Genomic DNA, 22,626 nt, shown 5'->3' on the forward strand with positions numbered 1-22,626 from the left:
TCGACCATGGAGTTCATCAATCATGTGTGATCCCTGGCGGATCAATTTCATTGCGCCGGCAACGGCCGTAAAGCAAGGTGGTCGAAGAGGCAACATGATGAAACGATCCATGCTTGGCATGAAAAAACCGTCCTTGGGCGTGAAACAATCCTTGGCTTGCGCGCTGCTGCTCGCCATGACCCCGCTTCCGGCGGCTGCCGCCAATCTCGTCAAGACGTACAGCTATTTCGCCATCGGCGGCAGCACGCTCGACGACATCGAGGCACAACTCTCCAAACGCGGGCCGGAGGTGAAAAGCACCGGCACGCGGCACCCGGGCGCCACGCAAATGGCTTTCACCACCCGCATCAGCTATGCGCAGACACCGAGTGCCTGCCGGATCGCCGACGCGGTGGTGACCGTCAAGGTGAAGGTGATCCTTCCGGAGTGGCGCCGCCCGCGCAAGGCCGATGCCGATGTCAGGCTGTTCTGGGATACGCTGTCCGCCGACATCAAGCGCCATGAGGAGCGCCATGTCGAAATCGCCAAGAACCATGGCGGCGAACTCGAAGAAGCCTTGAAGGCCACCTACCCGCAAAAGAACTGCGACGCCGCCAAGGCCAAGGCGGCCGCGATCACCGCGGCTGTTCTGGCCAGGCACGACCGCGCCCAGCTTCAGTTCGACCGCGTCGAAAGCGTCAATTTCGAAAGCCGCATCCTGCGGCTGCTGCGCTACCGCATGGAGCGCATCGGCAACGGCCGACTGCCGCCGGCCTGAACGCACCCGAACTGAAAGCCAAATTCGCCGAAGCGTAGTGCCAGATTCGAAAAACTTTCGAGCCCCTGTCGAAACCGGCCTATATGGGACGACATATATCAGGCTCGCCAGACGCGAGCTTAAAACACCAATGCGATCCAAACGGTCAAGAAACCGGAACGGCTGAACAGCGCCGGTCAAATCGCAAGCTTTTGGATGAACGATCATGGACCAGGCTGTCGATAACAAAACGATGGCGGAAACCGGCACGCCGATAACAGAGAGCGAAAAGAACGCCATCATCGGCGGCGTGCTGTTGTCGATGCTGTTGGCGGCACTCGACCAGACCATTGTCGCGCCGGCCATGCCGACCATCGGGCATGCGCTCGGAAACGCACACTATCTGCCATGGATCGTCACCGGTTATCTCCTGACCGCTACCGCCGTGGCCCCGCTCTACGGCAAGATTTCCGATGTCTACGGCCGCCGGCCAACCGTCTATGCCGCGATCCTGATCTTTTTGGCGGGATCGCTGGTCAGTGCGATGGCTCCCAACATGTTTGTGCTGGTTGTCGGGCGGGCGATCCAGGGCGCCGGTGGCGGCGGCTTGTTCGCTTTGACGCAGACCGTCGTCGGCGATCTCGTTCCGCCGCGCGAGCGGGCACGCTATGCCGCCTGGTTCTCCGGCACATGGGCTGTCGCCAGCGTTGCCGGTCCGTTGCTCGGCGGCACTTTCGCCGAGCACCTGCACTGGTCACTGATCTTCTGGATCAACATTCCGCTTGGACTTCTTGCGATGGCGATCATCAACAAACCGCTCAAGAAACTGCCCGTTGCCGCAAAGCGCCATCGTATCGACGGCCTGGGCGCGTTGCTTCTGATCATTGCCACGGCGCTGCTGCTGCTCGCATTGAACTGGGGCGGCAGCGCCTATCCCTGGATTTCGCTTGAAGTCATCGGCGTTCTCGGCGGTTCGGCGATTTTCTGGGGCGCTTTTGCCTTGCGGCTTATGCGAGCCGCCGAGCCGCTCATCTCACTCGAAGTGCTTGGCAATCCAATCGTTCTGGCGGGCACGCTTTCGATGTTCCTGCTTCAGGCCGCAAGCGTCGGCATGGCTGTGTACCTGCCCGTCTATCTTCAGGCGGTGCTCGGCCTGTCAGCAGCAGAGTCGGGCATCGCGATGCTTGGGCTTCTGCTGGGGACGGTCGGCGGCGCGGCATTCAGCGGGCGTATGATACCGCATTTCACCCACTACAAGCGCATTGCGATGGTGGGCGTCGTCTTCAGCATGCTGTGCCTCTGCCTGCTGGCCGTCGTCGCAGGATATGCAACGCTGCTGGAGGTAGAGGTCTTGACGATCTGCATCGGGTTTGGAACCGGAACGACGTTTCCGGTCACCACCGTGTCGGTCCAGAACGCCGTCGATCGCGTGCATCTCGGCGTCGCGACGGGCGTGCTGACATTCCTGCGTTCGCTTGGCAGTGCGCTTGGTGTCGCGATGCTCGGCGCGGTCGCTCTGGGCTACGGCCTGCCGCTTGCCGGTGAAGGCGTGCGGATCGTGGGCCATAGCGCGACGGTCGAGCCGTTCGTGATGATCTTTGCCGTCGCCGCCGCTACATTGCTGCTGGGGCTGATCACGCTGACGCTGATGCCCGAAAAGGAGCTTCGCGGTTACGCCGACAATGCGGCGCCCATCCTCGCCGAGTAAGCTTCAGCCGGAGACGCCGAGCTTCTTCTGCAGGCTGGTCGAGGAGGTCGTGTACTGGAAAACGATGCGCTCGCCGGGGCTGATGATGCGCTTGGCGGCCTGCGCCATCAGCGCCACTTCGTGGAAGCCCGACAGGATCAGCTTCAGCTTGCCCGGATACCAGTTGATGTCGCCGACCGCGAAGATACCAGGCACCGATGTCTGGAACTTCTCGGTATCGACCGGAATAAGGTTCTCGTGAAGGTTGAGGCCCCACTCCGCGATCGGTCCGAGCTTCATGGTCAGGCCGAAGAACGGCAGCATGCGCGTGCAAGGCACCTCGACGTCGCCGTCCGGTCCCTTGATGGTGGCCGATGACAGTTGGCCGTCGGCACCGGTCAATCCGGTCACCTGCCCGACCTGGAATTCGAGTTGCCTCATCTCCTGCATGGCATACATCTTGTTGACGCTGTCGGGGGCGGCACGGAACTCGGGCCGCCGGTGCACCAGCGTCACGCTCTTTGCCACCGGCTGCAGGTTCAGCGTCCAGTCGAGTGCCGAGTCGCCGCCGCCGACGATAACGAGGTCATGGCCGCGAAAATCCTCCATCCGGCGCACCGAATAGAAGACACTCTTGCCTTCATAGGGCTCTATGCCGGGGATCGGCGGACGCTTGGGCTGGAAGGAGCCGCCGCCGGCGGCAATCACCACCACCTTGGCCTCGAACACCTCATTTTCGTCGGTGGTGACGCGAAAACTGCCGTCCCCCAGTTTTTCCAGGCTGGAAACCATTCGGTTGTAGCTGAAATCAGGCTTGAACGGCGCGATCTGCTCGAGCAATTTGTCGACCAGCCCCTGCGCCGAGATCGAAGGCCAGCCTGGAATGTCGTAGATCGGCTTTTCCGGATAGAGCTCCGCGCACTGGCCGCCCGGCCGATCGAGAATGTCGATCAGGTGGCACTTCATGTCGAACAAGCCGAGCTCGAACACGGCAAACAGGCCGACCGGCCCTGCCCCGACAATAAGCACGTCTGTCCTGGTGGTTTCGGTCATGCCTGTGCCTCGCAGCGCATGACCCCGAAAATCGGATCGATTTTCGGAAAGGATCATGCGCAAATAAAAGTGCTACAGCGTCCTTTGCGCGTCCAAGATGACGCTCGGCGCTGTAGTGAAACAGCAGGACACTGCATGACCATCGCTCCGCTGCCAAGCCACAGCGGGAAAAATCAGTTGGCAAAGATACCGCTTATCCCTGGCGAGCGGGCACGCGGACAACCAGGCCGTCAAGCGCATCGCGGACCTTGATCTGGCATGACAGGCGCGAGTTGGGCTGGACGTCGTAGGCGAAGTCCAGCATGTCCTCTTCCATCGCTTCCGGCTCGCCGACTTCAGCCGTCCAGGCTTCGTCGACATAAACGTGACAGGTGGCACAGGCGCAGGCACCGCCGCATTCGGCTTCGATCCCGGGCACGGCGTTGCGGATCGCGTTCTCCATGACCGTAGAGCCGTTCTCGGCGTCCATGTCGAAATGCGTGCCGTCATGGGCAATGAAAGTCAGCTTGGTCATTTGTCACCTGAAGGGAGTTCCAGCCGAGATAATCACTCCGGCTGACAAGTCAACTGCCGCATGAAAGCGCCGCCCGATGACGTTTTTCCGCAAATCGGGTTCGGCGCGGATTCAGCGGTTGATGGCGGCGATGAAATCGCGCACTTCGTCGATCAGCGTGCCAAGCCGCTTGAGCGTCTGGCCGTCTTCCGGCCGGCGCTCGATCTCGGTGGCGCAATCGGCAATGGCAAAGGCGCCCACGCCCCGTGCCGAACCCTTTAATCCATGGGCGAGCAGAAGCCGGTCCTTGATGTCGGCGTCGACTATTCTGTCGCGCACGGACAGCGCCTGCTGTACAAACAGCGCCAGCACCTCTTGCTCAAGGCTGCGGTCACCCATCGTCTGGCGGGCAAGGTGTGCCAAATCGACCGGCCGTGACCGCCTTGGTCCGGATACGTCGCCCCCGGGCATTGAGAAGGCAATGCCGCTTTCGCCACGCATAAACTCGAACTCCGTTTCTTCGATTCGCCCAAAAACCTAGGCGAATCCAATGGACAACGGGTTAATGAATGGCCGGGAAAAATGTTGCCAAAGCGGCGCCCAAATCACAGTTCCGTTAACCTTATATTTAAAGTTTTACGTATCCCGCGGAATGCATGTTTTCTTTACCCCCCTGTGTCATTACGATACGAGGGGTCCATTTTCAGCCTCCTGCGCGGGGCAAGACAAACAGAATTATAAGCCCGCGGCAGCTAGTACAGGGTAGCGAAGGCATGGCAAAGAAACCAACGACGACGAGAACTCTCGACAGCGACGTGGCCAGGGAACTGGAAAAGGCGCTCGATCTCGACCTCAGCAACGAGATCGGCAGCGGCGACCTCGACATCGCGGCTTCGATGGAGGATCTGGAAGCTCAGATATCCCAGGCGGCCGACGAGCTGGCGCGCGAGGGACGCAATCATAAGCCGGAACAAAACCCGGAGCCCGTGGTCAATCAGAACCACGCCGCGAAACCCGCGCCCAAGGCCAAGCCTGCCGAATTGCGCCCCGTGGAACCGCGCAATGGCGCCCAGCCCGCGGGTTTCGCGCCGGCCAATGACGATCGCCAGAAGGACTACAAGACGCTTCTGCACAGCCTCAACAGGCGTGCCTCGAACACCATTTACTGGGTCGTCGCCTTCGTTTCGCTCGCCTGGTTCGCCGGCGCCGGCGGTTTGGCCAATCTGCTTTTCGGACCGAGCATCTGGAGAATCCGTACGCTCGACCAGTTCCTTGCCCGTCCGGAGCTGATCGGCCTCGCCGTCGCGGCCATCGTGCCCGTCATTCTGTTCTGGGCCTTCGCCGCCATGATTCGCCGCGCCCAGGAAATGCGCATCGCCGCACAGTCGATGACCGAAGTGGCTTTCCGCCTGACCGAGCCGGAAAACCTTGCCCAGGATCGCGTCATGATGATCGGCCAGGCCGTTCGTCGCGAGGTCGCGGCCATGGGCGAAGGCATCGAACGCACACTTGCCCGCGCCGTCGAACTGGAAACGCTTGTCCACAGCGAAGTCAACCAGATCGAACGCTCCTATTCCGAGAATGAATCCCGCATCCGTTCGCTGGTCGACGGGCTCGGCAGCGAGCGCGAAGCCGTCGTCACCCATGCCGAGCGCGTCCGCGCCTCGATCACCGGCGCGCATGAGACGCTGAAGGACGAGATCGGCGCCGCCTCCGACATCATCCGCGACTCGATCCTCAATGCATCGACCAAATTGTCGATGACGATCACCAATTCCGGCGACACGCTCATCGACCGCATCAACGAAAGCTCGATGTCGATCTTCGATTCGGTGGAAGGCCGGCTCGATTCGATCACCGACCGGCTGTCGACCTCGGGCGAGGCCTTCGCCAGCCTGCTCGACACCCGCATTGCCAAGCTGACGGACACCACGGACGGCCTGACGCGGTCCTTGACCGATCTGCTGGACGATCGCACCACCGGCATGGTGTCACTGCTCGGCGGTGCCGCGCGCACCCTCAATTCCGAATTCGAGGCCAGCCTCAACGGCATCGAGCGCACGCTCGCCGAACGCGGCCAGGCACTGATCAGCGAGTTCCAGACCCGCGCCGAGGCGCTCGACACCGGAACGCAGAAGCTCAATGCGGCACTCGAGGCCCGCGCCCGCCAGATCAACGAAACGCTGGTCGAGCGCGCCCGTGAAATCGCGCACACCTTCGCCGAGAGCAAGGACACGCTGTCGGCGATGATCGATCAGGGCAAGACCCAGATCGGCGCCGACATGGCCGACATCGTCACCTCGACCTCCTCCATGCTCGAAGCCCGCGCCAGCGACTTCGCCGGACGCATGGAAGCCGCCCGTCACGTCGTGTCGCGTTCGTTCGACAGCGACATCCAGCGGCTCGCCGACGCCCGCGTCGGCATCGAGGAAGCTGTCGAGAACCACAGCAGGAAACTGTCCGAAAGCCGCGAGCGCATGGCCGCGGCCATGGAGGCCGACCTGGCGAAGTTCGCCGAGGGCCGCGCCGGCATCGATGCGGCGGTGACCAACCAGGTGCAGAAGCTGGCCGAAGGCCGCAGCCTGATCTCGCGCGCTCTCGAAGAGGATCTGCGCAAGGTCAATGAATCGCGGGCGGCCATCGATGCGTCGCTCGGCAGCCATCTCGAAAGGTTGGAAGAAGGCCGCAACAGGCTCTCCACTGCCCTAAACGAAGACTCCGGGAAACTGGTGCAAGCCCGTACGATCATTGATGAAATGGTCGCTGGCCATGTCGGCAAGCTCGCCGAGGGCCGCAACATTCTGTCGCGCGCCTTGGAAGCCGACCTCGGCAAACTGTCCGACAGCCGCGCCGACATTGACGGTCTGGTCGCCGGTCAGGTGGAAAAGATCGCCGAAGGCCGCGCCGTGCTCGCCAAGGCGTTGGAAAACGACATCCTCGGCATCAAGAGCCTCATCGAAACCCATTCCGCCAAACTGGCAGAGGACCGCACGCAGCTTTCCCATTCGCTCGACAATGATCTGTCCGGCATACGCGGCCTGATCGAAAGCCATTCGGGACGGTTGGCCGAGGACCGCGGCCTGCTGTCGCAGACGCTCGAAGCCGACCTTGCCAAGCTGGCCGAGAGCCGCTCTAGCATCGACGGTCTGGTCGCCGGTCAGGTCGAAAAGCTGGCCGAAGGCCGCGACATTCTCAAGCGCGCCCTGGAATCCGACCTGAACACGATCAAGGGCGTTATCTCAAGTCAGTCGGAAAAGCTGGCCGAGGACCGCGGTCAGCTTTCCCGGGTCCTGGAAGCCGACCTGCAGAATGTGAACAGCGTCATCGCCGATCACATGAACAAGCTTGTCCAAGACCGCTCCGCCCTGTCCAGGGCCCTTGAGGACGATCTCGCCAAGCTGGCCGACAGCCGCTCCAGCATCGACGGGCTCGTTGCCGGTCAGGTCGAGAAGTTGTCCGAGGGTCGCGACATCCTGCGGCGCGCTCTGGAATCCGACCTCAATGCGATCAAGGGAACCATTGCCGATCAGTCGCAGAAGCTGGTCGATGACCGGGCACAGTTCGCCCGGGCGCTCGAGGCTGATCTCGAAAGCGTCAACGGCTTGGTCAACAGCCATTCCGAAAGGCTCGTCCAGGATCGTTCAACGCTGTCGAAAGCGCTTGAAGCCGACCTCGAAAATGTCGGCGGCCTCGTCAACAGCCACGCGGAAAGGCTTGTCCAGGAACGCTCGACCCTGTCGAAGGCGCTCGAGGACGATCTCGCCAAGCTGGCCGAGAGCCGCTCCAGCATCGATGGCCTGGTCGCCGGCCAGGTCGAGAAGCTCGCCGAAGGCCGCGATGTTCTCAAGCGCGCGCTGGAAGCCGATCTCGCCAAGCTGGCCGAAAGCCGCTCCAGCATCGACGGTCTGGTCGCCGGCCAGGTCGAGAAACTGGCCGAGGGCCGCGACATTCTCAAACGCGCCCTCGAAGCTGACCTGCAGAAGCTGACCGAAAGCCGTGGCGATATCGACGACGTCATCGCCGGACATGTCGGCAAGCTGTCCGAGGGCCGTAATATGCTGGCCCGCGCACTGGAAGACGATCTGGGCAAGTTGGCCGAGGCCCGCAAGGACGTCGACCGGTCGCTGTCGGGTCACATCGACCAGATCGCCGCCAGAAGCTCGGACATCTCTGCCGCGATTGCAGGAGACGTCGAGAAGATCGAGCAGGCGTTCAGCCGTCAGACCGGCATCATCGAGGAGCGCGCCGGCACCATGGAGCGTGCGCTCTCGACAGGCGTCGACAACGTCCGCGCCGTGCTCGAGAAGAGCGCCGTATTTGTCGCCGGCGCCCTGCGCGAGAAGGTGCTGGAAGTCACCAGCACCCTGCACGAGCAGGCCGGTGCCGCGTTCAGCGACGCCGACCGCAAGATCGCCGAGCGCGCCGAGCAGACCTCCGCCGCCCTGCTGGCGCGGGCCGAAGACATCGCCCGCACCTTCGAGGATGCAGACCGTCGCCTGCACGCCCGTGCGGAAGATACGTCGAGCGCCTTGCTTGCCCGTGCGGACGACACGTCCAGCTCGCTGCTGGCCCGCGCCCACGAAACCGCCGATCAACTGGCTGCTCGCGCAAGCGAGATCGCCGGCACCTTCGAAGCGGCGGACCAGAAGCTCGCCGCCCGCGCCCAGGAAACCGCCGATCAGCTGACCGCCCGGGCTCAGGACACCGCCGATCATCTGGCAGCTCGTGCAAGCGAGATTGCAGGCACGTTCGATGCCGCCGACCAGAAGCTGGTCGCCCGCGCCATCGAAACGGCCCAGTCGCTGGCCGCGCGCGCCGGCGACATCCTGCGCAACTTCGAAGGCGCCGACCAGCGGCTCGGCATGCGCATCGGCGAATCGGCCGAAGCGCTTGCCGCACGCGCATCGGACCTTGGCCGCATCTTCGATGCCGCCGACCAGCAACTCGTCTCGCGCATCGCCGAAGGCTCGGAAGCGCTGTCGAGCCGTGCCTCGGAAATCGGCCGTATCTTCGACGACGCGGATCAGCGTCTGGTGTCGCGCATCGCCAGCAGCACCACCACGATCGGCGAGCATGCCGAGACCATCGTCGGTGCCTTTGCCGATACCGAGCAAAGGGTCGCCGAACGCGCCAGGCGGACCGGCCAGGACATGGCCGTGCACGCCCGCGAAATCGAGCAGGCGCTTGCCGGCGCCGACGAGCGGCTCGCCTCGAGCGCGGCGGCCGCGGCCGCCCGTGTCGAACAGCAGGTCTCAGGCGTCGAGAACCGCCTCGCCTTCACGGCCGAGACGATGGGCCAGAAGCTCAACGAACAGGTGTCGAATGCCGAGGCGCAACTCGTCTCGCGCGCCAATGTGATCGCCGAGACCTTCACCGCGGTCGGCCAGCATATCGGCCAGAGCACCAACGATGCCGCCAAGACGATCGGCGCCAACACCCGCGAACTCAACACCATGCTCGCCGCACGTTCGGCCGAAATGTCGAAGATCCTCGACGAAACCGCACGGCCGTTGGTCGAGCGTTTCGCCCAGGGCGGCTCGGACCTGCAAAAGAGCATGGAAGAGGTCACCGAACGCGCCACCGAGAAGCTGCGCAGCGAGAATGCCGCGCTTGTCGACGCACTCGCGAACCGCACCGCCGAAACCTTGTCGGCGGTCGAGGGCGCCCGCTCGTCGTTGTCCGACAGCGTCGCCGATCTCATCGGCCGGATGACCAAGTCCAGTTCGCAGCTCGGCCAGCTGATCGAGCAGGCCGCGGTCAATCTCGGCCAGGTCGATGAGCGCCTGAGCGGCAGCACGCAAAGCTTCGCCGCCACCACGGAGAAAGCCGCGCAGACCTTCGCCAGCTCGGCGCGACTGGTCGATTCGAACACGACAAGGCTGACGGAACTGTCGTCGTCCACCTTGCGCGAGGTGGCGTCGATCGCCACCAAGTTCGACGAACACAGCCGCCTGCTGTCCAGCGCTTCGGACCTGCTGAGCTCGGCCCAGAGCAATCTCGAACACACGCTCGAGAGGCAATCGTCGCTCGAAGACCTCGCCGTCGGCCTGGTCAAGAAGTCGGAAGATCTCGAAAGGGTCATGCGCTCGTTCGAAAATCTCGTCGGCCAGACGCTGCAGAACGCCGAAGGCAAGACGATGGAATCGGCCGACAAGATCCGCAATGCCATCACCGACGTCGTCGATTCGGCAACCAAGCGCTTTGCCGATGCGACCGAAGAGATGCGGCGCACCGCGGGCTCGATCAAGAGCGAACTCGACCTGACCCGGGCCGAGCTCAAGAAGGGCGTCATCGAAATGCCGGAAGAGGCAAAGGAATCGACTTCGGCCATCCGCCGCGCCGTTTCCGAGCAGATCAACGCCCTCAAGGAGCTTTCGGACATCGTGGCCAAGTCCGGCCGCGGCGGCGGTGACGGATCAGAACCACGCAACCTGCGCCCGGCGCCGCAAGCGCCGGCCGCACGCGCTGCCGAGCCGCCGCGCCGCGCACCGGCACCGCAGCCGGACCTGCGCACGCCTCAGGCGCCCTTGGGCGGCCCTGCATTGCGAGGCACGCTCGACCTTGAGCGTCCTGCCGAGGCGGCACCGCGTCCGCGCGGCGATGCCAGTGCCCGCACGCCTCAGGGCGGATGGGTGCGCGATCTGCTTACCGCGGCATCGAACGATGAGGACCTCAGGTCGGCAGCCCCTACGGCCCCCGTGGAAGCGCAGCGCGCTACTCCTGCCCAGCGCTCGCCCCTGCATGTCGTGGAATCGCTGAACTCGCTCTCCGTCGATATCGCGCGTGCCATCGACCACGATGCTTCGATCGAGCTGTGGAACCGCTACCGACGCGGCGAGCGTGACGTGTTCACGCGGCGGCTCTACACGCTGAAGGGACAGCAGACGTTCGACGAGATTCGTCGCAAGTATCAGGCCGAGGCCGAGTTCCGCGCCGCCGTCGACCGCTACTGCGACGATTTCGAGAAGCTGCTCAAGGATGTCTCGCGCAACGACCGTGACAACATCATGGCGCAGACCTACCTGACGTCGGACACCGGCAAGGTCTACACCATGCTGGCCCATGCGAGCGGCCGCCTGCATTGAGACAGGAATTGAACAGGCGGGGCCATGGTCCCGCCCGTGACTGCGCTGAACCTCCGGCACGCGCCGAACCTGCCCGCAGCACGTTTGCAAGCCGATCGACGCGTTCGGGACTTGCCCAAGTCGGATTTCCGACGCACTGAAGTCCACCGACAATACCCGCTGCCTGACGCTCGAAGGGTGTGATCGTGAAGACGGCAATCATATTCGACTGCGAGTTTCTTTGCCTGGAGGGCTCGCAACGCCGATTCTGGTGCGCGGCACACGACCCCGACCCGGTGATCGCGCAGATCGGTGCGGTCAGGCTTGGACTTGAAGGCGACTTCCCCCTGCTCGGCACACACAAAGCCTATATCAGACCGGTCGACCGGTTTGGTCAGAGATACGCCCTCGATCCGTTCTTCACCAAACTGACCGGCATCACCGAGGAAGATCTGGAGACCGAAGGCGTGGCGCTAGGAGATGCGCTCGCCGACGTCGATCGTTTTTCCGGAGGGTCGCGATTCTGGTCCTGGGGCAAGGACGAATTGAACATGATCGCCATCAGTTGCTATGTCGCGGGCATTCAGCCTCCGGTCCCGGCCACCCGGTTTGACAATGCCGTCAAGCTGCTGATCGCGGCCGGAATGCCGATCGAGGATCTGGCGAGAACGCCGAGCAACAAGCTCGCCGATTACTACGGCGTCGAACACCCGCCATTGCAGGGGCACGACGCGCTCGGTGACGCGCTGTCCGTCACCTATACCCTGCAGTACCTGATGAAGACCGGAAAGCTCCGCCCGGAAATCTTCGACCGCTTGTAGGTAGAGAAGCCTGGGGGGATGAAGCTTTGTGGGATTCCGGCGCCCCCGCGCTCAGATCACCGAATCCGTCCAGCTCACGATCTGCCCGGCGGCGTCGCCGAACGCCTTGTCGAGCGCGCTGACATAGGCAGGATTGCCGCTGCCCGAGACGGGTGCGGCTGCGGTGAAGCTCTTGGAGGCACGGACCTCGCCGTTGCGATCGTTCAGGATGCGCACGAACAGGTCGACCTCGGCATGCTCGCCGCCTTCGACGCGCACCTCGAAGGACCGGATTTCGACGATCACCTGATAGTCGATCGCCAGGCCCTCGCCCGGCTTGCCGACGCCGGCAAAGCTGCCCGAGCGCTGGAAGGTCTCGGCCAGCCGCGCCTGCACGATCAGCGGCAGCCGGTCGGCCCATTGCGCGCCCTTGAGATACTGGATCGAGCGATCCGACGGCTTGATGACGATGTTCTGGCTGTCCAGCGCCTTGAGCGCCGACGGCTGCGCGATCAGGATCTGCCGGCGGCTGTGGCCATGCGCGTCGACCGAAGGCGCCGACAACTCGAACGTATCGAGCGGCGCGGGCTTGCCGCCCAACGCCGCGCAGCCGGCCAGCGTCAAGGCAAGCAGTGCCGCAGCCGATGTCAACCCGCCCGTTTTCACCCACACAGACTTCACGCGCGATCCCCGTTGTCCCCGGATCGTAAGATCGACCCGCTTTCGCGGCTCATGTTTCTGGGGCGCGCCGACGCCGAAGTCAACGCCGCGCCCTGCCATCGAATTGCCGAACCTCGCCGTCGCCACCCGAAAGGATGCGCTGCGGATTGCGACTGAGATCGGTCACCGCCTCTTCGATGCGGCTGATCGAACGGCGGCTGTCCTGCACCAAAGCCTCGACATTCGAAAGCCCCTGTCCCGAGAAGCGCGCCAGATTGTCGGTGATGACGCCAAGGCGGGCATTCAGCGTGTCGGCAACCTGCTTGAACGACTTCAGCGTCGCCCTGGCATCCGCCATCACGCCGTCGGCCTGGCCCGACCCGAGCAAGGTATCGACCTTGGCAAGAATGCCATCGACGCGCACCGAGGCATCGTTGAGCCGTTGCGCGAGCTGCTTTGCATCCTTGATCGTCTGGTCGATGTCGTCGGCCCGGTTGGCGAACTTGTGGGTCACCTCAGCGATGTCGGCGGCGGCCTTGTCGGCGCTCTCGCTGGCCTTTTGGATGTTGGCGAGCGCCGAGCGCACTTGTGCGGGATCGATACCGTCGAGCACGTTGTCGACCTTGGCCAGCGTGCCTTGCGTCCGTTTGGTAAAATCGTTGACCGACCCCACGGCCGTATCGACGTTCTTGATCACGCCGTCGAGCTGTTTCGACGTCTCCTTGAGGTTACCGGTTACCGCGTCGACATTGGCGACGATGCTCTTGATCTTGTCCTTGTCGACGGCGTTGAGAAGGCCTTCGGCTGCTTTCAGCGTGCCGTCGAGTTTGCCGGAAACGCCTTTCAGCTCATCCGCCAGCGTGCTGGCGGCGGACAGGAACTTGTCGATGCCGTCCGAATTCTTGGCCAGCGCATCGGAGAAGGTCTGGACATTCTGGACGGTCTGCGTCAGCGGCCCGCGAACGTCCCTGGTGAAGCCTTCGAGCTCGGTCAGCACCTTGTCGGCGCGGGTGAAGATATTCTGCGCCGTCTGCAAGAGGTTGGTCACCGCCGACGGGTTGGCGACGATCTCGGCGACCTTGCCTTCCTTTTCCGCCTGGTCGAGGAGTTTCACTTCCTTGGGGTCGGCGCCCTTGAGCTCGATGTTGGCCTGCCCGGTCAGGCCGGCAAGCCCGATATCGGCTTGCGTCGATTTGGTGATCGGCGTCATGCGGTCGATCTCGGTATCGGCGATGGCAACCGTCGGATTGTCGACGTCGATATAGACGCGCTTGACGTCGCCGACCTTGACCCCGTTGAACAGCACGAAACTGCCGCGGCCAAGCCCGGACGCAGAGCCCGGAATGCGCACGCGCAGCAACGTCGTCTCGCCCTTGTCGCCGATGGCCGCCGTCCAGTAGACGAAGGCAAACGCCGCCAGGATCGCGGCCAGCGTGAAGATGCCGACAATGACGTAGTTGGCTCTGGTTTCCATTGTCCCACTTATGGCTATGCGCGCGCCGCAAGATCAAGTTGCCGGGCGCGTTTTCCGCGGAAATAGGACTTTACCCACGGTTCCTCGCTCTTCAGCATGTCGCCGATGGTGCCTTCGACCAGCACTTTTTTCTTGCCGAGCACGGCCACCCGGTCGCAAGCGGTGAACAGCGTGTCGAGATCGTGCGTCACCATGTAGACGGTCAGATCCATCGTATCGCGCAGCTTGACCACCAGCTCGTCGAACTCCGCCGCGCTGATCGGATCGAGGCCCGATGTCGGCTCGTCGAGGAAGACGATGTCGGGATCGAGCGCGAGCGCCCGGGCCAGCGCGGCGCGCTTGATCATGCCGCCGGACAGTTCGGACGGGAATTTCTGCGCTGCATCGGGCGGCAGCCCGACCAGCTCGATCTTGAGCATCGCCAGTTCGTCCATCAGCTTTCGCGGCAGGTCGAGATATTCGCGCATCGGCACCTGGACGTTTTCCAGCACTGTCAGCGCCGAGAACAGCGCGCCGTGCTGGAACAGCACGCCAAGCCGCATGTCGATGCGCAGACGCTCCGCATCATCAGCTTTCTCGATATCGACGCCGAACAGCTTGATCGTACCCGACTGCTTGCGCGTCAGGCCGAGAATGGTGCGCAGCAGAACGGATTTACCAGCACCCGAGGCGCCGACAAATCCAAGGATTTCGCCGCGCCTTATGTCGAGCGACAGTCTGTCGAGGATAAGCTTGTCGGCGAAGGACACGCTGATGTCATGCGCGGATAGCACGATGTCGCCCTCACCCGCGTCATCAGCCAATGCGCCTGCCCTTTTCCTGTTTCGCAGCTTCATCTCAGAACTCGATCGCTGCGTAGAACATGGCGAAAAGTCCGTCGAGGATGATGACGACGAAGATCGACTTCACAACCGAAGCGGTAACATGCTGGCCGAGCGATTCGGCGCTGCCGCCGACCTTCATGCCTTCGACCGAGGCAATCGTGCCGATGATCATGGCCATGAACGGCGCCTTGATCAGGCCGGCAAAGATGGTGCTGAGATCGATGGCGACGCGCAGCCGGTCGATGAAGGCGGCGGGCGGGATGTCGGAATAGAGCCAGGCAGCCAGTATGCCGCCGCCGAGTGCGGCGAAATTGGCGATGATGGTCAGGCACGGCAAGGCGATGACCAGCGCCACGAGCCGCGGAAAGACCAGGACGCCGATCGGGTTGAGCCCGATGACCTTCAGCGCGTCGACCTCCTCGCGCATCTTCATCGAGCCGATCTCGGCGGTGATCGCACTGCCGGAGCGGCCGGCGATCATGATCGCCGTCATCAGCACGCCAAGCTCGCGCAGGATCAGCACGCCGACCAGGTCGACGACGAAGATATCGGCGCCGAAATAGCTGAGCTGATAGGCGCCTTGCTGGGCAACGATGGCGCCGACGATCGCCGACATCAGCACCACCACCGGAATGGCGCCGACGCCCATGCGGTCAATCTGGTTGAAAATCGCCGCCGGGTTGACGGCATGGCCACGGCCGAGCTTCATTTGCGCGCCACGGATGGTGGCGCCGAGGATGTTCATCGAGGCGAGAAAATCGTCACGCATCTCGTAGACCCGGCGGCCAACCGCCTCCAGCGCGCGAATGACGATGTTGGGCGGTCGCGCCGGGCCGGATTCGGGTTCGCGCCGCACGGCCTCGCCGACAGCTTCGAGCAGGATCGAAGCGATCTCGCTCTGGCCTTGCATCTGGATCTCGACGCCCTTCTTCTCGAAGGCGCTGACCAGCCGGTCGATCAGCCAGGCGCCGGCGGTGTCCATCTTCTCGATCTTGGAAACATCGAGCGCCAAGGTTTTGAAGCCGCTTCGCTTTTCGATCTTGCGCATGTCGGCGTCGATGAGCGCGACGGTCCTTGTGGTCCAGATTCCGGAGAAAGCGCAGCCAAGAACGCCATCCTCCTCGCCGATCGCCACGCGCGGTTCGTGGTCAGCCTCCCCTGCGGTCGTGCCGCTTGCGTCGCGCTTGCCGATGGTCAACATGGCGTCCTGTTTAGCCTGACGGGTCTGACCTGTCGATTTGCCGACAACGGTTGTCGCATAGCAGGAGCAGAAAAATATGGCGCGTGTCATTTCGGTCGAGGCCGAGCGTTTTCCCATCGCCGGAACCTTCACCATTTCGCGCGGTTCCAAGACCGAAGCCGAGGTGATTTCCTGCACGATCGGCGACGGCGGCCACTTCGGCCGCGGCGAATGTGTCCCCTACAAGCGCTATGGCGAGACCATGGAGGGCGTGCGCGACGCCATCGAGGCCATGCGTGGCCGGATCGCCGGTGGCATCGGCCGGACCGCCTTGCTCGATGCGATGCCGGCCGGAGCCGCCCGCAACGCCATAGACTGCGCCCTGTGGGATCTGGAGGCAAAGCTCAGCGGAACCTCGGTAGCAGTCGCGATAGGTGCTCTTCCCTTGCAGGCGCTCGAAACCGCCTACACGCTGTCGCTGGGCGAGCCGGAGGCGATGGCGGCGCAGGCCCGCGCCAATGCCGCGCGGCCGCTACTCAAGGTCAAGATCGGCGGCGACAACGACATTGCCCGCATCCGCGCGGTCAGGCAGGCAGCGCCAGACAGCCGCATCATCCTCGACGCCAATGAGGGCTGGAGCGACGACAACATCGTTGCGAACCTCGCCTTTGCCGCCGAACAAGGCATCGCGCTGATCGAACAGCCGCTGCCGGCCGGTCGTGACGAGATCCTGCGCCATATCGCCCATCCCGTGCCGATCTGCGCCGATGAAAGCGTGCATGAGGCTGAGAATCTCGAAGCGCTTGTCGGTCTCTACGATGCCGTCAACATCAAGCTCGACAAGTCGGGAGGCCTGACTGCGGCACTGGTGCTGCGCGATCGCGCCCGCGAACTCGGTTTCGGCGTGATGGTCGGCTGCATGGTCGGCACGTCACTGGCGATGGCGCCAGCGGTGCTGCTTGCCCAGCATGCCGATTTCGTCGACCTCGACGGTCCGCTGCTGCTTGCCCGCGACCGGGTACCGGGCCTTATCTACCAGGGATCGCTGGTGTCACCGCCCGATGTGGCGCTGTGGGGCTGAGCGCGCAGCAAGCCCGATGAGCACCAGCCCGATCAAGGCGATCGGGATCATGGCAAAGAAGCCGTCCACGCCGAGACGGTCGTAGAGCGGGCCGGACGCCAGCGTCACCACCGCCATGAAGAAGCCGTTGGAGAAATAGGCAATGCCTTGCGCGGCACCTGTCCGCTCCTCGGAGACGGTTTCGCCGATCATCTTCTGCAGGCCGATCAGCCCAAGCGCCACCGAGACCGAGTGCAGCGACTGGACACCGAAGAAACCGGGAATGCCGAGGCCGAGCGGCCAGACCAGCGGAAAGGCGATCCAGCGCACGATGGAGCCGATCCCCGCCATCACCATGATCGACACGACGGAGAACCGGTCAAAAAAGCGGGTGAACATCATGAACATGCAGACTTCCGACACCACACCCCAAGCCCATAAGAGACCGACAACCGAATCACTGATGCCGATCGATTTCCAATAGATGGAGACGAAACCGTAGAGGAATGCGTGGCTGGCGGTGATGACGCCGACGCCGACGGAAAAATACAGGAAATACGGGTTGAGAAGCTTCGGCGCCGAATGCTGGATGTCGGCGGCCGACAGCGGTGAGGCGCGCCGCGGACGGCCTAGACGCGGCGCCAGCAGGCCGGCGGCAAGGGCCGCGGCAAACGCCGCCAGAATGACAACCGGAACGGCCTGCGAGCCGGTTGCCGACAGAATGAAGCCGCCGGCGACATTGGCGCAGAGATAGGAGATCGAGCCCCATTTGCGCATGCTTGTGTAGTTCGAACCGAAGCGGCGGACCCCCGAAAGCGCCAGCGAATCGGCGATCGGCGAATGCGGCGTCCAGACAATGGTCAGCGCCAATGAGACCGCCAGCACCATCGCATAGGTCGGCGGCAGGAAATAACCTGCCGACAAGAGCATTGATGCAGCCATCAGCGCGACATAGACATCGGCGCGGTCCCTGGCACGGTCGGCCAGCGCGGTCAGTAACGGCGTCGTCACCACGCGCAGGAACATCGGCGCCGCCAGAATGACGGCGATCTGCTCGGCGTGAAAACCCTTGGCCTGCAGCCACAGTGGAAAATAAGGCAAATGCGTTCCGAGCGGCACGTACAGCGTCGCGAAGATCAGGCTCATGCGCAGTTCGAAATGGCGCGGCTTGACGAGTTGTTCGGGCGAGAGCTGCGGCAGGGCCATGAATCGATCCAATCGCGCTGTATTCGACCGGACGGCAACGCGTGTCGATCCCTTAACATGGACGAAAACCGGGCGAAACCGTTTGGACTAATCGATTGATCCCGCAGCTGAGACGAACTCCGGCCTATGCCGCCTGCCCTACCCGATCTTCGATGAGCAGCGGGATAAAGGGCTCGTCCAGCGACTCTGGCAGCACCTTCGCCCAGGTCAGAATTTCCATCCGGCCATCGAAATGCTCGACCACCGCCGTGCAGCTTTCCACCCAGTCGCCGGTGTTGATGTACTGGACATCGCCAAAATTCTCGATGACGGCATGATGGATGTGGCCGCAGATGACGCCATCGACATGCGAGCGGCGCGCCTCGTCCGCAAGCATGGTCTGGAACGAGCCGATGAAGTTCACCGCCTTCTTGACGTTGTGCTTGGCCCAGGACGAAAACGACCAATACGGCAGGCCGAGCAGTTGCCGCAGCCGCGTCACCACGCGATTGACCAGCATGGCCGCGTCATAGGCGTGATCACCGAGATAGGCGAGCCAGCGCGCATTGTGGACCACGGTGTCGAACTGGTCGCCATGGATGACGAGCAGCCGCTTGCCGTCGGCGGTCTCGTGGATGGCGCGGTCGGCGACGACGATGCCGCCGAAATGCACGCCCTGGAACTGGCGGGCGAACTCGTCATGGTTGCCGGCGATGTAGGTGATGTTGGCGCCCTTGCGCGCCTTGCGCAGCAGTTTCTGCACGACGTCATTGTGGCTTTGCGGCCAGTGCCAACTCCGCCGCAACCGCCAGCCGTCGACGATGTCGCCCACCAGATAGATGATATCGGCATCGTGATACCGAAAGAAATCGATTAGGAACTCGGCCTTGGCCGCCTTCGAGCCCAGATGGACGTCGGAAATGAACATGCTGCGGAAAGTGCGGGGCTCTTGGCCGGACATCGCGATTTCACCGTTGCTTTCGCGAGCCTATGCCCCGATTCATGCAACAACCGTATGACGGTTGCGATTGGTCCAGCCGAAGGACTAGCCTGCCGGCCAAATCACAGGAGAAATCGTCATGGATCTTGGTATCCGCGGAAAGAAGGCCATCGTCTGCGCTTCGAGCAAGGGGCTCGGAAAAGGCTGCGCCATGGCGCTGGCCGAGGCCGGTTGCGACATCGTCGTCAATGGCCGCAACGCCGAACTGGTGGCCAAGACCGCCGCGGAGCTGCGCGAGCGTTACGGCGTGTCGGTGACGGAAGTCGTCGGCGACGTCTCCAAGCCCGAGGTGCAGAAGGCGCTGCTCGCGGCCTGTCCCGAGCCAGATATCCTCGTAAACAACAATGGCGGGCCGCCGCTTCGCGACTTCCGCACGCTTGATCGCGAAAAGATCCTCGAAGGCGTCACCCAGAACATGGTGACGCCGATCGAGCTGGTCCAGGCCGTCCTCGACGGCATGGCGGCGCGCGGCTTCGGCCGCATCGTCAACATCACCTCGTTGTCGGTCTATGTGCCCATTCCCGGCCTTGATCTCTCGTCCGGCGCGCGCGCCGGCCTGACCTCGTTTCTTGCCGGCGTGGCCAGAACGGTGATCGACCGCAACGTGACCATCAACAGTCTTTTGCCGGGTAAGCTCGACACCGACCGGCTGCGCGGGCCGCACGAGGCCGGCAGTGTCGAAAGCCCTGAGGCCGCAGCCGCGCGCAAGACCCGCATCAGCGCCGACGTTCCGGCCAAGCGGCTCGGTACGCCGGAGGAATTCGGCCAGATCTGCGCCTTCCTGTGCTCGGTCCATGCCGGCTATCTGACCGGGCAGAACATACCGGTCGATGGTGGTCTCTACGTCAGCGCCTTCTGATCAACTTGTCCGTGAAACTGCAGGAATGGTCTGTCAGAAAATCAAGATAAGCATCTGATTAATTGTGGCTTTCGACGCGCCACCGGGTAAAGCTCTCGGCGCGTCAATTAGCGTCGCGAAAAACCACGGCTGCATGCTAAAAGGGAATCTCCAGCCAGATTTCGAGGGAGCGGCCGCATGGAAGGCGAGAGCAAAAAGACGGCACGTTCGGACCTCGACGAAGCCGCCCTCTACTTCCACAAGCACCCAAGGCCGGGAAAACTCGAGATCCAGGCGACCAAGCCGCTCGGCAATCAGCGCGACCTGGCGCTCGCCTATTCGCCTGGCGTCGCCGCCCCGTGCCTGGAAATCCGCGACGATCCGGCGACCGCCGCCGACTATACCGCGCGCGCCAATCTTGTCGGCGTCGTCACCAACGGATCGGCCGTTCTCGGCCTCGGCAATATCGGCCCGCTGGCCTCCAAACCGGTCATGGAAGGCAAGGCCGTCCTGTTCAAGAAATTCGCCGGCATCGACGTCTTCGACATCGAGATCGACGCGCCCGGCATCGAGCGCATGGTCGAGACGATCTCGGCCCTGGAGCCGACCTTCGGCGGCATCAACCTCGAGGACATCAAGGCGCCGGAATGTTTCGAGGTCGAGGAGCAGTTGAAGGCCCGCATGGCCATACCGGTCTTTCACGACGACCAGCACGGCACCGCCATCATTGTCGCCGCCGCCGTGCTCAACGGGCTGGAATTCGCCGGAAAAACCATATCGGACATCAAGATCGTCACCTCCGGCGCCGGGGCTGCCGCCCTTGCCTGTCTCAACCTGCTGGTCTCGCTCGGCGCCAAAGTCGAAAACATCTGGGTCACCGACCGTTTCGGCGTTGCCTACAAGGGCCGCACTGATGAGATGGATCGCTGGAAAGACCCTTATGTAAAGGACACCGAGGCGCGCACGCTGGCCGACGTCATATCGGGCGCCGATGTCTTCCTCGGCTTGTCGGCGGCAGGCGTGCTGAAGCCGGAACTGCTTGAGCACATGGCGCCAAAACCGCTGATCCTGGCGCTGGCCAACCCCAATCCCGAGATCATGCCGGAAACGGCGCGTGCGGCGCGTCCCGATGCGATGATCTGCACAGGCAGGTCTGATTTTCCTAATCAGGTCAACAACGTACTTTGTTTTCCTTACATATTTCGCGGCGCGCTCGACTGTGGTGCCAGCGCTATCAACGAGGAGATGAAGATGGCGGCGGTGCGGGCGATCGCAGCGCTAGCACGCGAAGAGCCATCCGATGTCGCGGCACGCGCCTATTCCGGCGAGACGCCGATCTTCGGCCCTGAATTCCTGATCCCTTCGCCCTTCGATCCGCGCCTGATCCTGCGCATAGCGCCCGCGGTCGCCAAGGCAGCCTGCGACACCGGTGTCGCGACGCGGCCGATCACCGACTTCGCCGCCTATATCGACAAGCTGAACCGCTTCGTCTTCCGCTCCGGCCTGGTGATGAAGCCGGTGTTCTCCTCCGCCAAGGCATCGAGCGCCAAGCGCGTCATCTATGCCGACGGCGAGGATGAGCGCGTGTTGCGCGCCGCCCAGGTGGTGCTCGAGGAAGGCATCGCCGAGCCGATCCTGATCGGCCGCCCGCACGTCATCGAGGTGCGCCTGAAGCGCTACGGCTTGCGCATCAAGCCCGGTGTCGATTTCGGCCTGATCAACCCGGAAGACGATCCGCGCTACCGCCATTATGTCGACCTTTTGATCGAACTCGCCGGCCGGCGTGGCGTGACGACGGAGGCCGCGCGCACCATGGTGCGCACCGACAACACGGTAATCGCAGCGCTTGCGCTGAAGCGCGGCGATGCCGATGCCATGGTCTGCGGCCTCGAAGGCCGCTTCGAGCGGCATCTGCGCAACGTCACCTTGATCATCGGCCCCCGCGCCGGCATCAAGGACCACGACCTGTCGACGCTTTCCATGCTGATCTCGCAGCGCGGCATCATCTTCCTGACCGACACCCACGTCTCCGTCGACCCGACGGCGGAAGAAATCGCCGAAATGACCGTGCTGGCGGCGGAAGAAATCCAGCGCTTCGGCATCGAGCCTAAGGCAGCGCTCTTGTCGCATTCCGATTTCGGCTCGCGCGATTCGCCCAGTGCCCTGAAGATGCGGCAAGCAGCGGCGATCCTGGCGCGCATCGCGCCTGACCTTGAATGCGATGGCGAGATGCATGCGGACACTGCTCTGTCGGAGCACCTGCGCCAGCGCGTGTATCCCCATTCGAGGCTGAAGGGCGAAGCCAATTTGCTGGTGTTCCCCAACCTCGATTCGGCCAACATCACGCTGACGGCGCTCAGAACCATGACGGATGCGCTACACGTCGGGCCGATCCTGCTCGGCACCGACATGCCGGCGCATATATTGACGCCGTCCGTCACCTCGCGCGGCGTCGTCAACATGACGGCGCTTGCCGTGGTCGAAGCCGCCCACAAGGCACAGGCGGTCGTCAATCTGGGCTGAACACGGATTTCGCGGTAAACTGCAGTTAACCGCGAACACGGTAGCCTTG

The 22,626-nt window shown here is 63.2% G+C and carries 16 protein-coding genes; 7 read left to right on the top strand and 9 right to left on the bottom strand.

Features of this window, described 5'->3' with window-relative positions:
- The first annotated feature begins 97 nt into the window (after positions 1-97).
- Both NKI66_RS08590 and NKI66_RS08595 read left to right on the top strand, forming a co-directional pair.
- Entirely contained in the window at positions 98-757 is a 660-nt protein-coding gene (locus tag NKI66_RS08590; RefSeq protein WP_050592737.1) for a DUF922 domain-containing Zn-dependent protease, read from the top strand.
- A 205-nt stretch (positions 758-962) separates the two neighbouring features.
- Complete coding sequence (locus NKI66_RS08595) at positions 963-2,444, top strand: MDR family MFS transporter (protein ID WP_352751422.1); 1,482 nt, start codon at positions 963-965, stop codon at positions 2,442-2,444.
- A gap of 3 nt (positions 2,445-2,447) precedes the next feature.
- On the opposite strand, the gene NKI66_RS08600 is transcribed toward NKI66_RS08595, so the two are convergent.
- The 3 genes from NKI66_RS08600 to NKI66_RS08610 all read right to left on the bottom strand — a co-directional run bounded on the left by NKI66_RS08600 (position 2,448) and on the right by NKI66_RS08610 (position 4,470).
- The gene (locus NKI66_RS08600) at positions 2,448-3,476 is read right to left on the bottom strand and encodes an NAD(P)/FAD-dependent oxidoreductase (RefSeq protein ID WP_352751424.1); all 1,029 of its coding nucleotides are present in this window, start codon (positions 3,474-3,476) and stop codon (positions 2,448-2,450) included.
- Between the two features lie 193 nt (positions 3,477-3,669).
- Positions 3,670-3,990, bottom strand: a complete 321-nt coding sequence (locus NKI66_RS08605) for a 2Fe-2S iron-sulfur cluster-binding protein (protein ID WP_013531878.1) — start codon at positions 3,988-3,990, stop codon at positions 3,670-3,672.
- A 111-nt stretch (positions 3,991-4,101) separates the two neighbouring features.
- Complete coding sequence (locus NKI66_RS08610) at positions 4,102-4,470, bottom strand: Hpt domain-containing protein (RefSeq protein WP_128303564.1); 369 nt, start codon at positions 4,468-4,470, stop codon at positions 4,102-4,104.
- Between the two features lie 272 nt (positions 4,471-4,742).
- On the opposite strand from NKI66_RS08610, the gene NKI66_RS08615 reads away from it, so the two are divergent.
- Entirely contained in the window at positions 4,743-11,054 is a 6,312-nt protein-coding gene (locus NKI66_RS08615; protein ID WP_352751427.1) for a kinesin, read from the top strand.
- Positions 11,055-11,239: 185 nt separating this feature from the next.
- Positions 11,240-11,854, top strand: a complete 615-nt coding sequence (locus tag NKI66_RS08620; RefSeq protein ID WP_352751429.1) for a 3'-5' exonuclease — start codon at positions 11,240-11,242, stop codon at positions 11,852-11,854.
- 51 nt (positions 11,855-11,905) lie between these two features.
- Here NKI66_RS08620 and NKI66_RS08625 read toward each other — a convergent pair whose 3' ends face one another.
- The 4 genes from NKI66_RS08625 to NKI66_RS08640 form a co-directional block, all read right to left on the bottom strand.
- Positions 11,906-12,514, bottom strand: a complete 609-nt coding sequence (locus NKI66_RS08625) for an ABC-type transport auxiliary lipoprotein family protein (RefSeq protein WP_502895168.1) — start codon at positions 12,512-12,514, stop codon at positions 11,906-11,908.
- Positions 12,515-12,593: 79 nt separating this feature from the next.
- Positions 12,594-13,967: an MlaD family protein gene (locus tag NKI66_RS08630; protein WP_352440287.1), complete on the bottom strand. Its 1,374-nt coding sequence runs from the start codon at positions 13,965-13,967 to the stop codon at positions 12,594-12,596.
- A gap of 14 nt (positions 13,968-13,981) precedes the next feature.
- On the bottom strand, positions 13,982-14,803 hold the full coding sequence (locus tag NKI66_RS08635; RefSeq protein WP_352440286.1) for an ABC transporter ATP-binding protein: 822 nt from the start codon (positions 14,801-14,803) through the stop codon (positions 13,982-13,984).
- A gap of 1 nt (position 14,804) precedes the next feature.
- Entirely contained in the window at positions 14,805-15,992 is a 1,188-nt protein-coding gene (locus NKI66_RS08640; protein ID WP_023810578.1) for an MlaE family ABC transporter permease, read from the bottom strand.
- A gap of 76 nt (positions 15,993-16,068) precedes the next feature.
- On the opposite strand from NKI66_RS08640, the gene dgcA reads away from it, so the two are divergent.
- The gene (gene dgcA, locus NKI66_RS08645; protein ID WP_352631662.1) at positions 16,069-17,052 is read left to right on the top strand and encodes an N-acetyl-D-Glu racemase DgcA; all 984 of its coding nucleotides are present in this window, start codon (positions 16,069-16,071) and stop codon (positions 17,050-17,052) included.
- On the opposite strand, the gene NKI66_RS08650 is transcribed toward dgcA, so the two are convergent.
- A complete protein-coding gene (locus NKI66_RS08650) occupies positions 17,023-18,237 on the bottom strand; it encodes an MFS transporter (RefSeq protein WP_352751432.1) in 1,215 nt (404 codons plus the stop codon). The two genes, dgcA and NKI66_RS08650, sit on opposite strands and share 30 nt — an antisense overlap.
- Positions 18,238-18,361: 124 nt before the next feature.
- Positions 18,362-19,177 (bottom strand): UDP-2,3-diacylglucosamine diphosphatase, encoded by an 816-nt coding sequence (locus NKI66_RS08655; protein ID WP_352751434.1) that lies wholly within the window; start codon positions 19,175-19,177, stop codon positions 18,362-18,364.
- 118 nt (positions 19,178-19,295) lie between these two features.
- Between NKI66_RS08655 and NKI66_RS08660 the strand changes: the two genes are divergently transcribed.
- Both NKI66_RS08660 and NKI66_RS08665 read left to right on the top strand, forming a co-directional pair.
- Complete coding sequence (locus tag NKI66_RS08660) at positions 19,296-20,075, top strand: SDR family oxidoreductase (protein WP_352751436.1); 780 nt, start codon at positions 19,296-19,298, stop codon at positions 20,073-20,075.
- A gap of 177 nt (positions 20,076-20,252) precedes the next feature.
- Complete coding sequence (locus NKI66_RS08665; protein WP_352552978.1) at positions 20,253-22,577, top strand: NADP-dependent malic enzyme; 2,325 nt, start codon at positions 20,253-20,255, stop codon at positions 22,575-22,577.
- Positions 22,578-22,626: the final 49 nt, after the last annotated feature.

The sequence above is a fragment of the Mesorhizobium sp. M0518 genome, from assembly GCF_040321125.1.
Classification (GTDB): Bacteria; Pseudomonadota; Alphaproteobacteria; order Rhizobiales; family Rhizobiaceae; genus Mesorhizobium.

Excerpts from the sequence above, each read along its gene's own strand:
- NKI66_RS08590 (WP_050592737.1), top strand. The coding sequence starts at position 98 with ATGAAACGATCCATGCTTGGCATGAAAAAACCGTCCTTGGGCGTGAAA.
- NKI66_RS08595 (WP_352751422.1), top strand. The coding sequence starts at position 963 with ATGGACCAGGCTGTCGATAACAAAACGATGGCGGAAACCGGCACGCCG.
- NKI66_RS08600 (WP_352751424.1), bottom strand. The coding sequence starts at position 3,476 with ATGACCGAAACCACCAGGACAGACGTGCTTATTGTCGGGGCAGGGCCG.
- NKI66_RS08605 (WP_013531878.1), bottom strand. The coding sequence starts at position 3,990 with ATGACCAAGCTGACTTTCATTGCCCATGACGGCACGCATTTCGACATG.
- NKI66_RS08610 (WP_128303564.1), bottom strand. The coding sequence starts at position 4,470 with ATGCGTGGCGAAAGCGGCATTGCCTTCTCAATGCCCGGGGGCGACGTA.
- NKI66_RS08615 (WP_352751427.1), top strand. The coding sequence starts at position 4,743 with ATGGCAAAGAAACCAACGACGACGAGAACTCTCGACAGCGACGTGGCC.
- NKI66_RS08630 (WP_352440287.1), bottom strand. The coding sequence starts at position 13,967 with ATGGAAACCAGAGCCAACTACGTCATTGTCGGCATCTTCACGCTGGCC.
- NKI66_RS08635 (WP_352440286.1), bottom strand. The coding sequence starts at position 14,803 with ATGAAGCTGCGAAACAGGAAAAGGGCAGGCGCATTGGCTGATGACGCG.
- NKI66_RS08640 (WP_023810578.1), bottom strand. The coding sequence starts at position 15,992 with ATGTTGACCATCGGCAAGCGCGACGCAAGCGGCACGACCGCAGGGGAG.
- dgcA (WP_352631662.1), top strand. The coding sequence starts at position 16,069 with ATGGCGCGTGTCATTTCGGTCGAGGCCGAGCGTTTTCCCATCGCCGGA.
- NKI66_RS08650 (WP_352751432.1), bottom strand. The coding sequence starts at position 18,237 with ATGGCCCTGCCGCAGCTCTCGCCCGAACAACTCGTCAAGCCGCGCCAT.
- NKI66_RS08655 (WP_352751434.1), bottom strand. The coding sequence starts at position 19,177 with ATGTCCGGCCAAGAGCCCCGCACTTTCCGCAGCATGTTCATTTCCGAC.
- NKI66_RS08660 (WP_352751436.1), top strand. The coding sequence starts at position 19,296 with ATGGATCTTGGTATCCGCGGAAAGAAGGCCATCGTCTGCGCTTCGAGC.
- NKI66_RS08665 (WP_352552978.1), top strand. The coding sequence starts at position 20,253 with ATGGAAGGCGAGAGCAAAAAGACGGCACGTTCGGACCTCGACGAAGCC.